This is a genomic window from Variovorax sp. (genome assembly GCF_965279555.1).
GTDB lineage: Bacteria > Pseudomonadota > Gammaproteobacteria > Burkholderiales > Burkholderiaceae_C > Variovorax.
Window position 1 is genome coordinate 4,918,961 of sequence record NZ_OZ257247.1, and the last position, 12,574, is coordinate 4,931,534.

General features: G+C 66.4%; 9 protein-coding genes and 1 pseudogene. All 10 read right to left on the reverse strand.

Annotation, left to right across the window (positions count from 1 at the left end):
* Positions 1–19: 19 nt before the first annotated feature.
* The 10 genes and pseudogenes from tssH to ACQY8B_RS23050 all read right to left on the reverse strand — a co-directional run bounded on the left by tssH (position 20) and on the right by ACQY8B_RS23050 (position 12,563).
* A complete protein-coding gene (tssH, locus tag ACQY8B_RS23005; protein ID WP_422088831.1) occupies positions 20–2,746 on the reverse strand; it encodes a type VI secretion system ATPase TssH in 2,727 nt (908 codons plus the stop codon).
* Positions 2,743–3,915: a type VI secretion system baseplate subunit TssG gene (tssG, locus tag ACQY8B_RS23010; RefSeq protein WP_422088832.1), complete on the reverse strand. Its 1,173-nt coding sequence runs from the start codon at positions 3,913–3,915 to the stop codon at positions 2,743–2,745. The genes tssH and tssG overlap by 4 nt, the downstream gene beginning before the upstream one ends.
* Positions 3,912–5,783, reverse strand: coding sequence for a type VI secretion system baseplate subunit TssF (tssF, locus tag ACQY8B_RS23015; RefSeq protein ID WP_422088833.1), 1,872 nt, complete (start codon positions 5,781–5,783; stop codon positions 3,912–3,914). Before tssF ends, tssG begins: the two co-directional genes overlap by 4 nt.
* A gap of 127 nt (positions 5,784–5,910) precedes the next feature.
* Positions 5,911–6,455: pseudogene (gene tssE, locus ACQY8B_RS23020) on the reverse strand (type VI secretion system baseplate subunit TssE).
* The gene (locus ACQY8B_RS23025; protein WP_428744988.1) at positions 6,452–7,315 is read right to left on the reverse strand and encodes a type VI secretion system accessory protein TagJ; all 864 of its coding nucleotides are present in this window, start codon (positions 7,313–7,315) and stop codon (positions 6,452–6,454) included. Before ACQY8B_RS23025 ends, tssE begins: the two are co-directional and overlap by 4 nt.
* A 101-nt stretch (positions 7,316–7,416) precedes the next feature.
* Positions 7,417–7,899 carry an Hcp family type VI secretion system effector gene (locus tag ACQY8B_RS23030; protein WP_081268111.1) on the reverse strand — a complete coding sequence of 161 codons (483 nt, stop codon included), beginning with the start codon at positions 7,897–7,899 and terminating at the stop codon, positions 7,417–7,419.
* Positions 7,900–7,946: 47 nt separating this feature from the next.
* Positions 7,947–9,455, reverse strand: a complete 1,509-nt coding sequence (tssC, locus tag ACQY8B_RS23035) for a type VI secretion system contractile sheath large subunit (protein ID WP_081268110.1) — start codon at positions 9,453–9,455, stop codon at positions 7,947–7,949.
* Between the two features lie 26 nt (positions 9,456–9,481).
* Positions 9,482–10,057 carry a type VI secretion system contractile sheath small subunit gene (tssB, locus tag ACQY8B_RS23040; protein ID WP_422088836.1) on the reverse strand — a complete coding sequence of 192 codons (576 nt, stop codon included), beginning with the start codon at positions 10,055–10,057 and terminating at the stop codon, positions 9,482–9,484.
* Positions 10,058–10,145: 88 nt separating this feature from the next.
* On the reverse strand, positions 10,146–11,237 hold the full coding sequence (gene tssA / locus ACQY8B_RS23045; RefSeq protein WP_422089096.1) for a type VI secretion system protein TssA: 1,092 nt from the start codon (positions 11,235–11,237) through the stop codon (positions 10,146–10,148).
* A 132-nt stretch (positions 11,238–11,369) separates the two neighbouring features.
* Complete coding sequence (locus tag ACQY8B_RS23050) at positions 11,370–12,563, reverse strand: fumarylacetoacetate hydrolase family protein (protein WP_422088837.1); 1,194 nt, start codon at positions 12,561–12,563, stop codon at positions 11,370–11,372.
* Positions 12,564–12,574: the final 11 nt, after the last annotated feature.

The following is a 12,574-nucleotide window of genomic DNA, read 5'->3' on the forward strand; positions in this document are numbered from 1 at the left end:
CTTGGCCCGCCGTGCGCTCTCAGCGTTCGGCTTCGGAAAATTCGTAGTGGAAGTCGTCTCCCGCCGCGCTCAGCCGCACGGCGGCGAGCTTGCGCGCACTGACCGTGGCGCCGATGACTTCCTCGCTCAGACGCGGAAGGATCGTGTGCGTGAGGATCGCGTCGATCATCCGGCCACCCGACTCTATGGCCGTGCAGCGCCTTGCGACCAGTTCCACAGCGCTGTCGTCGTAAGCCAATGCAATGCCGTGGTTCGCCTGCAGGCGCGCGGCGATGCGGTCGAGCTGAAGGCGGATGATGCGATGCAACGCTTCCGCGTGCAACGGGTAATAAGGCACTACAACCAGGCGGCCGAGCAGCGCGGGCGCGAACACTTTCAGCAGCGGCTCGCGCAGGGCAGCGGCCAGCGGCTCGGGATCGGGCCGCAGGGTCGGGTCTTCGCACAGTTGCATGACCAGGTCGGTGCCGACGTTGGAGGTCATGATGATCACGGTGTTGCGAAAGTCGATGTGCCGGCCTTCGCCGTCTTCCATCCAGCCCTTGTCGAAGACCTGGAAGAAGATCTCGTGCACGTCGGTGTGCGCCTTCTCGATCTCGTCGAGCAGCACCACGCTGTAGGGCCTGCGTCGCACGGCCTCGGTGAGCACGCCGCCTTCGCCATAGCCCACGTAGCCGGGCGGCGCGCCCTTGAGCGTGGAGACGGTGTGCGACTCCTGGAACTCGCTCATGTTGATGGTGACGAGGTTCTGCTCGCCGCCGTACAACGCTTCAGACAGCGCGAGCGCGGTCTCGGTCTTGCCCACGCCCGAGGGGCCGCACAGCAGGAACACGCCGACGGGCTTGTTGGGGTTGTCCAGTCGCGCACGCGCCGTGCGGATGCGCCGCGAGATGGTCTCCAGCGCATCGGGCTGCGCAACCACGCGGGCCGAAAGAATTTCGCCGAGCTTGAGTACCGACTGCGCGTCGTCTCGCACCATGCGGCCGATGGGAATGCCGGTCCAGTCGGCAACCACGGTGGCGATGGCCTGCGCATCGACAGCCGCAAGAATGAGCGGCGACTCGCCCTGCAGTTGCACGAGCCTGTCTTGCGCCTGGGCGAGTTCGGCGCGGATCTCTTCCGCGGTCTTCGCGGGTTCGGTATCCGATGCCCTGGCATCTTCCTGGGCATCCTCTTGTGCATCGCCAGCCTGTGCCTGTGGCACAGCGGCAGGCGACAGCTGCTTGCGCAGAGCCACGATGCGTTCGACCAGCGCACTTTCTTCCACGCGCCGCGTCTCCAGCAGCGCAAGCTCTGCCTGCGCCGATGCAACCTGAGCCGCGATGTCTTCCACGCGCTGGTGCTCACCCACGCCGATGGCGGCCTCGCGCCCCGCAATGCCCGACTCTATGCCCAGCACCTCGATGCGGCGCTGCAGGTCTTCGATGGCGGCCGGCAGCGCATGCTGGCTCAGTGCCACGCGCGCGCATGCCGTGTCGAGCAGGCTCACCGCCTTGTCGGGCAGCTGGCGCGCGGGAATGTAGCGGTGCGACAGGCTCACGGCCGCCTCGAGCGCGGCGTCGAGAATGAGCACGCCGTGGTGCTTCTCGAGCTCGGCCGAAATGCCGCGCAGCATCACCACCGCCTTCGGCTCGGTGGGCTCGTGCACCTGGATGGTCTGGAAGCGCCGCGTGAGCGCCGGGTCTTTCTCGATGTACTTCTTGTACTCCGACCAGGTGGTCGCGCCGATGGTGCGCAGCCGCCCGCGCGCGAGCGCCGGCTTGAGCAGGTTGGCCGCATCGCCGGTGCCGGCGGTGCCACCCGCGCCCACCAGCGTGTGCACTTCGTCGACGAACAGCACGATGGGCTTCGGGCTCTTCTCGACCTCGTCGATCACCTGCCGCAGCCGCTGCTCGAACTCGCCCTTCACGCCAGCGCCGGCCTGCAGCAGCGTGGGGTCGAGCACCCACAGCGACACGTCCTTCAGCGAAGGCGGCACGTCTCCGGCCGCAAGGCGCGAGGCCAGCCCCTCGACCACCGCCGTCTTGCCGACGCCGGCTTCGCCGGTCAGCAGCGGATTGTTCTGGCGCCGCCGCATGAGGATGTCGATGATCTGGCGGATCTCGTCGTCGCGGCCGTACACCGGATCGAGCTCGCCCGCGCGGGCCTTGGCCGTGAGGTCGCTCGCGTACTTGGCCAGCGCGGAGCCGCCGGCCGGCGGGCCCTCGCCCTGGTGCGCATTCGCGGACGCGACGGCCGGCACGCCTTGCGCGGCGGCCACGTCGTAGTCGTCTTCGGGCGAGCCTTCGGTCCACGCCGCGAGCTGTGCCACCAGCACGTCGGGCACGATCTTGTCGAACTCGCGCGAAATGCCCGACAGCACCTGCCGCAGCCCCGGCGTCTTGATGATGCCCGCGAGCAGGTAGGCGCCGCGGATCGAGGTGGCCTCGAAGCGCAGGCTCGCATAGACCCACGCGCGCTCGACCGCGTTGTCGACATGCTCGGAGATGTCGCTGATCGACGTGGCGCCGTGCGGCAACCGGTCGAGCGCGCGCACCAGGTCGTTCTCGACCGCGTCGAGGTTCAGGCCCGCGCGCTTGATGATGCGCAGCATGTCGCTGTCCTGCAGCTGCAGGATCTGGTGCAGCCAGTGCACCAGCTCCACGTAGGCATTTCCGCGCAGCTTGGCGAAGGCGGTGGCGGTTTCCAATGCCTTGTAGAGCATCGGGTTGAGCTTGGAGAAGAGCGAGACGCGTCGGATATCAGTCATGGGATCGAGTCGATGGGAGCCGCCGATGCGGAACGGGAAAACAAAGCCTCGGGCTGGAACACCATGTCGCCCGCGTCGGTGTCCTGCAGGCGGGTGCCGAGCCAGCTGCCCCAGCCGAGCTGCTGCCTGCCGCCGAGCTGCATGCCGTGGGCATCCTGCTTGCGCAGCACGAGCCGCAGCTCCCACGCGAACTCGATGCCCACGTACTGGCGCACCCAGTCGACCACCTGGTGCAGCCGCCTGGTACCGGGCAGAAGCTCCTGGAACTCCTGCTGCGACAGCGGACCGAGCTCGACGCGGAACTTGCTCTGCGCATCGCGCACCGCGATGCCGACGGTGGCGCCGCCGCCCAGTTGATGGTTGCGACCAGACAGGCCGAGCGTGCTGAGCTGGCGCTCGTCGATGCGCACCCAGTCGCTCACGAATTCCTCGATGCGCACGGGCACGTCGAAGTACAGCCGCAGGATCTGAATCAGGCCCTCGGGGTTGCGCGTCTGGCGCACGAGATGGCCGGCCATGAAAGTGCGCGCATGGTCTGCGATGCGGTCGCGCCCCTTGAGGCCCGGCTGCCCCATGTTCATGAGGCTGGCGACGTAGTCGACGAAGCGATGGCCGTCCGGGCGGTCGAGGCTGTTGACCGACTGCGCGTCGGCCCAGGCCCGGTAGAACAGCAAGATGAGCCGGTGATGGAACAGGTCGGCGAACGCGCTCAGCGTGTCGTCGGCATGGTGGCGCTTGCGCTCGCGCGCATATTCGGTCATGTGCAGCGGCAGCGGGCCGTTTGGACCGAACAGGCCGAAGCCGTAGATCGAGATGCGCGGCGGACCGTCTTGAGACGCATCGACGCCCGCCACGTTCGACGGCGCGAAGGCCATCGATGGCTCCTGTCCGAGCCGCAGCGGTTCGTCGATGGGGCGTGGCGCACGGCCGAGCAGCGGATGGTCGCTCTGCGCGTCGAGCCGGCGCAGCAGCATGAACAGGTCGTGCCCGAAAGGCTGGTCGACCAGTTGCGCCCACAGCTCGGGGTCGGCCTCGGGCAGGCCGCGCGGCAACGGCGTGGATTGCAGCGGCTGCGGGATGCTGTAGCAGACGTCGGCCGTGTCCTGTGCAGCCTCGCCGTCGCGGACCGGCAAGGCCGCCATGTCGTCGGTGAAGCTCTCTTCGCTCATACGGCGGGGCGGCGGCCCACGCGGGGGGTCCAGCGCGCGATTTCTCCGCGCTGCAGGCTGGACAGCGCGAACTCGGTGAATGCATTGAGCGACACGTGGCGGCTGAAGAACTGCTCCAGCACAGCGCCGAACAGGTACGGGCTTGCACCCGAGAACGCGACCTCGTCGATCTTCAGCGCGATCTCCACGCCGCGCCCGAACACGATCGGCCCCGGCTCGGGCAGGCGGCGGAACACCGGCGCCAGCGCCATCGAACGCACGCCCTGGATCTGCCGGCGGACCGACGGATCGGCCAGGTTGCCATAAAGGTCGAGCATCTCGCGCAGCGCGGCTGCACCCTGCGTCGCGTCGACATCGGTCAGGCTCAGGTAGTTGAGGCCGAGGTGGCTGATGAGCCGCCAGGTGAGCGCGCCTTCCGCCAGTGCCGGATAGGGCCGCGACGGGCCGCGCAGGATGCGGATCGAGCGCACCGGCGCCGACACGCGCAGCGTGAAGTCAGACTCCAGCCCGGTCGGCAGCAGCAGCGGCAGGTCGCGGTTGGTGCACAGCGCGTCGAGGGTGATGTGGCGCAGGCTGTGCGGAAACGGCGCGTCGTGCTGGTCGACCAGCGACACATACACCTCGCTGCCGGTGTAGCTGGTGCGCGTGCCCTGTGCGCGGGCGCGGTCCGACACCAGGCGCGGTTCTCGGCGCAGCGAGAAGTAGGCGCCGAAGTCGCCGTCGTCCGCCGCGAACGAACCAAGGAAGGGCCGGAACTCGCGCTCTTCCGATCCGTTGGCCATGTGGCCGGTCACGCGCTCGACGGTGAAGATCTCGAAGTCGCGCGGCCGCGTGCGGTCGATGACCGCATGGTGCTCGTGCTGGCCCGGGCCCACCGGAATGCGGTCGCTGCGGCGCGGCACGAGGTTGATGATGGGCGTGCAGAACAGCGAGAAGTGCCTGGCGTCGACCAGCCGCTCGAGATCGGCATCGGCGCGGTCGAGCAGGATCACGATTTCCATCGTGGTGCCGCCCATGGCCTGCGCTGCGGCGCGAAGCTTGTTGACGCTGAAGAAAAGGTATCGGTCGGGAAACGCGAAGTACTCGTGCAGAAGGCGGTATCCCTGGAACGAACGCGCGTCGTAAGGCAGCAGCGCCTGGTCGGGCGCGAAGCCTTCGTGGCGGATGGCATCGTCGCCGAGCGGCACGATGCGCGCGGTGCTGCCCGGGCCGCTGCGGCATACGGTGCCCACGGCGTGGTGCGCCACGAGCTCGAGCACGCGCAGCGCATGCAGTTCGGCGCCCGAGAGGAAGAACTCGAGCCGCTCCAGCGGCATTTCAGAGAAGCGCGCGCCGCCCACCGCTTCGAGCCGGATGGTGAGCGCGCTCTTCGCCTGCCGCGCAACCGCAGGCATGGCATGCGCGATCTCCGCCGGCACCGGGCCGATGCCGGCCTCGGCAACACGCACCGGCCACAGCGTGACGGCGTGGCCCGTGCGGAACTCGCAAGCCGTCTGCTCGCCCTTGATCATGCGCCCGCGCAGGATGGTGTGGCGCGGCAGCTCGTAGCCGGCCTTCAGCGAGCCTTCGTTGAGGTTGCCGTCGATCTGCACCACCGCCATCGCGGGCAGCGGTGCGAGGAAGTTGGGGTACACCACCTCCAGCAGCCGCTGCGAGAAGCGCGGAAACTCCGCGTCCATCTTGAGCTGGATGCGCGCGGTGAGAAAGCTGAAGCCTTCGAGCAGGCGCTCGACGTACGGGTCGCTGACCTCGATGCCGCGCATGCCCAGGCGGCCCGCGATCTTGGGATAGCGCTGCGCGAACTCGGCCCCGAGCTCGTGCATGTAGGTGAGCTCGCGGTTGTAGTAGTCGAGCAGCCGGGCATCCATCAGTAGCTCACCCCCAGGCTTCGCGCACTTCGTGTCGCTACGCCTTCCCCCTCACCGGGGGCAACACCGGTGGCCCGGCAAAGCCGGTTCCACGGTGTTTCTTGAACAGAAGGCAAGAGCCACCGCATCACAGGCCTCCCGTGGGCCGCAGCACCATGTGGCCGCTCTCCAGGTCCAACTCGGAACGCAGATGAATTCGATCGGATATGGCACCGACCACAGCGTGCCGCGAATTTCGAGGGCGAGCAGGTTGTGGTGCTCGAGGTCGGTCGCGTCGGTCACGCAGCGCACGTCGATGCTGTCCTTCATGATGCGCGGCTCGAAGTCGATGATGGCGGCACGAATGGCGGCCTCGACATCGGCGAAGTCGACTTCCGACATGCGCCCGCCGGCCCAGCCGCGCACGCCGTAGTTCACCACCGAGCGGCGCGCGCGCGGCATGGCGTTGATGTCGTGGTCGGCACCGAAGTTGGTGGTGTTGAGCAGCCACTGCAGGTCGCGCAGAACAGAGTCGCGCAGCAGCTTGCCGCTCATGAGGAACGCGCCCGCGCGCTCCTGCCGGCTTTGCGGCGCCTTGTCGGTGAGGCGGTCGAGCAGCACAGGCTGCAGGCGGTCGCGCGCAACGCTTTCCTGCGAGTCGCCGTCGATGTGGTTGTCCATCAATGCGCTCATGCCGCGGCGCCCTCGTGCGTGATCTCGATCAGCCGCAGGTCGAGCAGGGAATGGTCGCCGGCCTCGCTGATCAGCGTGCGCTGGCCAACGCCCGCGTATTGCTCTTCGCCGGCCAGCGGCAGCCAGTCGGTGCGGCGGCCCAGCGTGGTTTCGTCGTCGAGCCCTTCGAGGCTGCCCGGGTAGCGCACGGGCACCAGCCCGTTGAGCGCGCGGCCGTCCTGCAGTTCGATCTCGGCCGGCGCCCACAGCAGGTCGACCAGGTGCTGCGGACGCGAGAACTTGATGCGGCGTACCTCCGGCAGCGGCAACCATGCGTAGCCCGAAGGCGCGAGCAGCTCCAGCACCGGGCCGATGCGCACGTCGCCGTCGCAGAGCCATTCGAAATCGCTGCGCTGCACCGGCTCGCCGTCGAGCGCCTGCACGGCGCGTGCGTCGGAGCGATCGACGCCAGTGAGCGCGCCGCGCAATGCGGGCGCGGCCTGGCGTGCGGTCTCGCGCAGGGCCGCGGCTTCTTCTGCGCGGGTCGCCGGCAGCGCGGCGGCGGCAACGAGCTGCTCGACCCATTCCGCATTGCCGCCGACGATGGCCGGCGCGCGTCCGCCGGCCCAGAATTCGGCGCGATGCCGTTCCCCCGCGAGCGCCATCGAACAGGTGACGCTGGCGGGCGTGAACGTGGGATCGAGCTTTGTAGCGAGCTTGAGCTGGTCTTCGGCCCGTTGCCATTCACCGCGCAACGCGAGAAAGTGGCACAGGGCGAGCCGCAGGCTGGCGTTCTGGGGATTGGCGCGGATCTGCCGCTGTACCCATTCGGTGTGCTCGGCCACGGAACGTTCGCCAAGCACTGCAAACCCATCGCCCATGAAGTGTCCTCATTGACTGACCTGCACCACGGCGCAGGGCCGTGGCGCGAGAAAGAGGGAAAGGGAAAAAGGCGGCCGCGCGGGCGGACCGCCGAAGGAAATCAGGCTTCCTTGTTTTCCTTGATGTTCCAGCCCAGCACCGTCTCGGCGCCCTTGCCGCCCTTGTCGGTCTGTTCCCAGTACTGCTGCTTCACCTTCGCGGCCTGGAAGGCGTACTGCACGAACACGGCGTCCGAACCCTGCTCCGCCGTGTACTGCACCGAGGTGACCAGCACTTCTTCGAGCGTGACGCGCGTGTATTCGATCTGCGAGCCGCCGGCCTTGCACACCGACACCTCGACCTTGCTCAGGTGCTTGCCGCTGGCGCAGTTCTTCATGACCGAAGGCGCCGCCTTGTCGATGCGCGCGAGCACCTGCAGGTCGTTGAAGCTCGCCTTGCCCACGCCACCGCCACCGCCGCTGACCATGTTTCCAGGCTGCGTCGCTCCCCATGCAAACGACTTGATGTCGGTCCAGTCCTTATGGTTCGAATCCTTCGATTCGCCGTTTGCACCTTCGACGCGCATGAACATGTCTACTGCCATGATTAACCCCCAAAGTTATTTGCGCCCGGATTCGGGACGCTGTTGAATTAGCTGCTGTCCTTCTTGTTGGATGGCAGCTTCGAAACCAGCCGCAACGACACCGTCAGCCCTTCGAGCTGATAGTGCGGCCGGAGAAAAAACTTGGCAGCGTAGTAGCCGGGGTTGTCCTCGATGGCTTCCACCTGGACCTCAGCCGCCGCCAGCGGCTTCATTGCCTTCGTGTCCTGCGACGAGGTGCCGGGGCTGCCGTCGACGTAGTTCATGATCCAGTCGTTGAGCCAACGCTCCATGTCCTCGCGCTCGCGGAACGAACCGATCTTGTCGCGCACGATGCACTTCAGGTAGTGCGCGAAGCGGCAGCAGGCAAACAGGTACGGCAGGCGCGCCGCGAGGTTGGCATTGGCCGTGGCGTCGGCGTCGTAGTACTCGGCCGGCAACTGCAATGACTGCGCGCCGATGAAGGCCGCGAAGTCGGAGTTCTTGCGGTGCACCAGCGGCATGAAGCCGTTCTTGGCCAGCTCGGCCTCGCGACGGTCGCTGATGGCGATCTCTGTCGGGCACTTCATGTCGACGCCGCCGTCGTCGGTCGGGAAGGTGTGGGTGGGAAGGTTCTCGACAGCGCCACCCGATTCGACACCGCGGATGGACGTGCACCAGCCGTACTGCTTGAACGAGCGGTTGATGTTCACGCCCATCGCATAAGCCGAGTTGGCCCAGGTGTAGCGGTTGTGCGCGGCCGAGTCGGTCTCTTCCTCGAACTCGAACTCGTCCACCGGGTTGGTGCGCGCGCCGTACGGCAGGCGCGCCAGGAAGCGCGGCATGGCCAGCCCGATGTAGCGCGCGTCTTCCGAATCGCGCAGCGAGCGCCATGCGGTGTGCTCGGTGTTCTGGAAGATCTTGGTCAGGTCGCGCGGGTTCGAAAGCTCTTGCCAGGAATCCATCTGCATCACGGTGGGCGATGCGCCCGCGATGAAGGGGCAATGCGCGGCAGCGGCGATCTTGGCCATTTCGCCGAGCATCTCGACGTCGGGCGGGCTGTGGTCGAAGTGGAAGTCGCCAATGAGTGCCCCGAAGGGCTCGCCGCCGAACTGGCCGTACTCGGCCTCGTAGATCTTCTTGAACAGCGGGCTCTGGTCCCAGCCGATGCCCTTGTGGCGCTTGAGCGAGCGCGCCACTTCGCGCTTCGATGCGCACATCACGCGGATCTTCAGCTGCTCGTCGGTCTCGGTGTTGTTGACGAGGTAGTGCAGGCCGCGCCATGCGCCTTCGAGCTGCTGGAAGTCTTCGTGGTGCAGGATCTGGTTGATCTGCTCGGAGAGCTTGCGGTCGATCTCCGTGATGATGGCCTGCACCGAGCGGTAGGCATCGTTGGAGATGGTGACCGTGTTCTCGAGCGCCTGCACTGCCAGCGTCTTGACGGCGTTCTCCACCGCCTCGCGGGCCTGGTCGGTCTTGGGCTTGAACTCGCGCTGCAGCAGGTCGGAGAACTCGTTCGGCTCGAGCGCCTCGACGGTGGCCTGTGCGCGCGCGGCGCCTTGCTTGGGTGCGGTACTCATGGTGGCGGTGTCCTTGCTGCGTGCGCTTATTCGGAAGAGTTGCCGGGCGTGGTGCTGCCGACCTTTTCGTTGGCCGCTTCCACGGCCTTGGCCACCGCGGGGTTGGGTGCGGAAGCCAGCGACTTCAGCAGCGCCGGGTTCTGCAGCGCCTGCGCGATGAGTTGCTCGGCGCCGTTCTTGCCGTCCATGTACGACAGCAGGTTCGACAGCTCCGTGCGTGCTTCGAGCAGTTGCTGCAGCGCGTCCACCTGGCGCGCGATGCGCGCGGGCGAGAAGTCGTCCATGCTGTCGAAGGTGATGTCGACGTTCATCTGGCCGTCGCCGGTGAGCGTGTTGGGCACCTGGAAGGCGACGCGCGGCTTGATGGACTTCATGCGGTCGTCGAAGTTGTCGATGTCCACCGCCATAAACTCGCGCTCGGCGAGATCGGGCATCGGGTCGATCTGCTTGCCCGCGAGATCGGCGATGACGCCCATCACGAAGGGCAGCTGGATCTTGCGTTCGCTGCCGTAGATCTCGACGTCGTACTCGATCTGCACACGCGGCGCGCGATTGCGCGCGATGAACTTCTGACCACTGTTCCTGACACGGTTGTCTGCCATATGCGTCCTCTTGAATCTGAAATGCGTGCGGATCTCACCCCTGCCGCGCGCTGGCACACAGCGGCGCGGCGCCCTTGCCTGTTTCCTCTTATTGCGTGCCGCTCCCGCCGTTGAGCGGACGCCCCGCGAGGCTTTCAATCTTTTGCAATCCCTCGGGCACGAGTTCTTCGATGATCTGGAAGAAGTTGAGCTCCAGCAGCCGCTGTGCGCGACGTATCAGCATGGGCGACGGATGGCTCGGCTCCGTGCGCTCCAGATACTGGCAGGCTTTCTCCAACAGCACTTGCACATCATCACGGCTCGATATTTCAATATCTTTAATGCGAACCGAGCGTAGTCCTACGCCGACATTTTCGGCAGTGCCGTTCGTCATGGTCTGCAGGCTGCCATTTCCTTCCGTACCCACTGTGGCGTGGGGTGAAACGGATTCGGCCCGGTCTTGCGGAGACTGTTCCGGCAGCAGCTGGACCACGGTGCGCAGCGATTTCTCGAGCCGCGAGAAGTCGGGCGCCCAGCTCTGTCCGAGCGCACGCTCGGAGGTCTCCCGAATGCGCTGCAGCAGTTCGAGCGCCTCGCGCAACGCCACCACGGGCGCCGCTGCCTTCTCGTGCGCTCGGCGCGCGGCGTCGCGCAAGCGGCCGATGCCGCCGGGGTAGTCGATCTGGTCTGTCTTGCTCGAATCGAGCAGCGCCTCGACCTGCCGCAAGGTCATGGACGCACCACCATCGTCGAGCAGCCGCGCATCGCGAACGCTACGCCCGAGCCCTTCGGCTTCGGTCAGCGCGGCCAATGCGTTCATGCGCGGCAGAGGGTCTTCGAAGCCGTCGTCGATCACGCGCGGATGCACGTCGTCCCAGAATTTCTGCAGTACCGCATCGACGAGTTGCAGGCCTTCGACATAGCCGGGCAATCCGCGGCTCTCGGTCCAGGCCAGAGTGAGTGGCACCAGCACGCGAAGGTCTCGCGTCCGCGAGCACAGCTGCTTCGCGATGCGCTCCACGCGCGCCCAGTCGGGCGGCTCGGCGGGGATGATGGTCGTGCCGAACTGCTGCTCGCGCTTGCCTGTCGTTGCCTGTTGCAACGCCATGAAGTCGGGGTCGTACTCCAGGTCTTCACCGCACGGATGCGGGCCTTCCACAGGCGACTGCAATAGTTCGATCTCGCTTGGCGACAACCTCAACTCCCTGTTCAACCATTCTTAATGCTCGGTATCTTGATGGGAAGCCAAGGCGTGGTCAACAACAACGGAGTGCAACGTACTGCCTCTGAATCACAAAGGAGTACAACTCCTCGCAAACATCAAACAGAACGTCTACAACTCCGGTGACAGCAATCCACGCGCACCCAAATTGCGCATCAACGCACTGATACCGAAAGTCCACATCGGCGCCTGGTCCGCATGAACCACGCGATTGACCAGTGCACCCAGCTCCGGCGCGGCAATGCGCACACGGTCGCCTACGACATGGGTGAATCCTTGCCCAGGCCCGTGACGGTCTTGTGTCGGAGCAAACATGGTTCCCAGAAACAACATGAATCCGTCCGGGTAAGCGTGATGTTTTCCCACTGTTTGCGAAACAAGATCGAGCGGATCGCGGCTGATCTTCGACAGCGAACTCGATCCCTGGAGCGTGAAGCCTTCAGGCCCGGTCACTTCCAGCGCAACGGTGATGCGTCGCACATCGTCGATGCCGAAGTGCGCATCGAACAGCCGGATGAAAGGGCCGATTGCGCAGGACGCGTTGTTGTCTTTCGCCTTGCCAAGCAGCAGCGCACTGCGGCCTTCGAAGTCGCGCAGGTTGACGTCGTTGCCCAGCGCGGCGCCGAGCGTCTCGCCGCGGCTGTTCACCGCAAGGACGACCTCGGGCTCGGGGTTGTTCCACACCGAGCCCGAATGAATGCCGACGTCTGCACCGGTGCCTACGGCCGCAAGTACCGGCGCCTTGGTGAAGATCTCCGCGTCAGGGCCGATACCGACCTCGAGGTACTGCGACCACACGCCCTGCGCGATCAGCACTTCCTTGACCTTCATCGCTTCGGGCGAGCCGGGCACGATGTCGGCAAGGTTGTCGCCGAGCACGCTGCCGATGGCCGCGCGCGTGGCCTCGGCCTTCGATGCGTCGCCGCGCGCCTGTTCCTCGATCACGCGCTCCAGCAGGCTGGCAACAAAGGTTACGCCGCTGGCCTTGATGGCCTGCAGGTCGCAGGGCGCGAGCAGCCAGGGCTTGGCCGTATCGCGCACGCTCTCGTCGCTGTTGGCGATGGCTTCGTCGATCGAGGCGATGCGCGGCGCGCCCTGCAATGCGCGGCGAACGGCTTCCGCAGGCGATCCCTTGGCTTCGAGCAGGTCGCTCATGGTGGGTGCGACCTTCGACAGGTCGTACAGGCTGCCGTCGTGCACGCCCACAAGCACGGGGCCCACGCCTGGTTGCCAGAGACGGCCGACGAGGGTGGCGCGCTCGGCGTCGCGGGGGAGGCTGGAAGAAGTGGAAAGATTCAAGGGCATGGCGTGATGTC

Excerpts from the sequence above, each read along its gene's own strand:
- tssF (WP_422088833.1), bottom strand. The coding sequence starts at position 5,783 with ATGGATGCCCGGCTGCTCGACTACTACAACCGCGAGCTCACCTACATG.
- ACQY8B_RS23050 (WP_422088837.1), bottom strand. The coding sequence starts at position 12,563 with ATGCCCTTGAATCTTTCCACTTCTTCCAGCCTCCCCCGCGACGCCGAG.
- ACQY8B_RS23025 (WP_428744988.1), bottom strand. The coding sequence starts at position 7,315 with ATGGGCGATGGGTTTGCAGTGCTTGGCGAACGTTCCGTGGCCGAGCAC.
- tssB (WP_422088836.1), bottom strand. The coding sequence starts at position 10,057 with ATGGCAGACAACCGTGTCAGGAACAGTGGTCAGAAGTTCATCGCGCGC.
- tssH (WP_422088831.1), bottom strand. The coding sequence starts at position 2,746 with ATGACTGATATCCGACGCGTCTCGCTCTTCTCCAAGCTCAACCCGATG.
- tssC (WP_081268110.1), bottom strand. The coding sequence starts at position 9,455 with ATGAGTACCGCACCCAAGCAAGGCGCCGCGCGCGCACAGGCCACCGTC.
- ACQY8B_RS23030 (WP_081268111.1), bottom strand. The coding sequence starts at position 7,899 with ATGGCAGTAGACATGTTCATGCGCGTCGAAGGTGCAAACGGCGAATCG.
- tssG (WP_422088832.1), bottom strand. The coding sequence starts at position 3,915 with ATGAGCGAAGAGAGCTTCACCGACGACATGGCGGCCTTGCCGGTCCGC.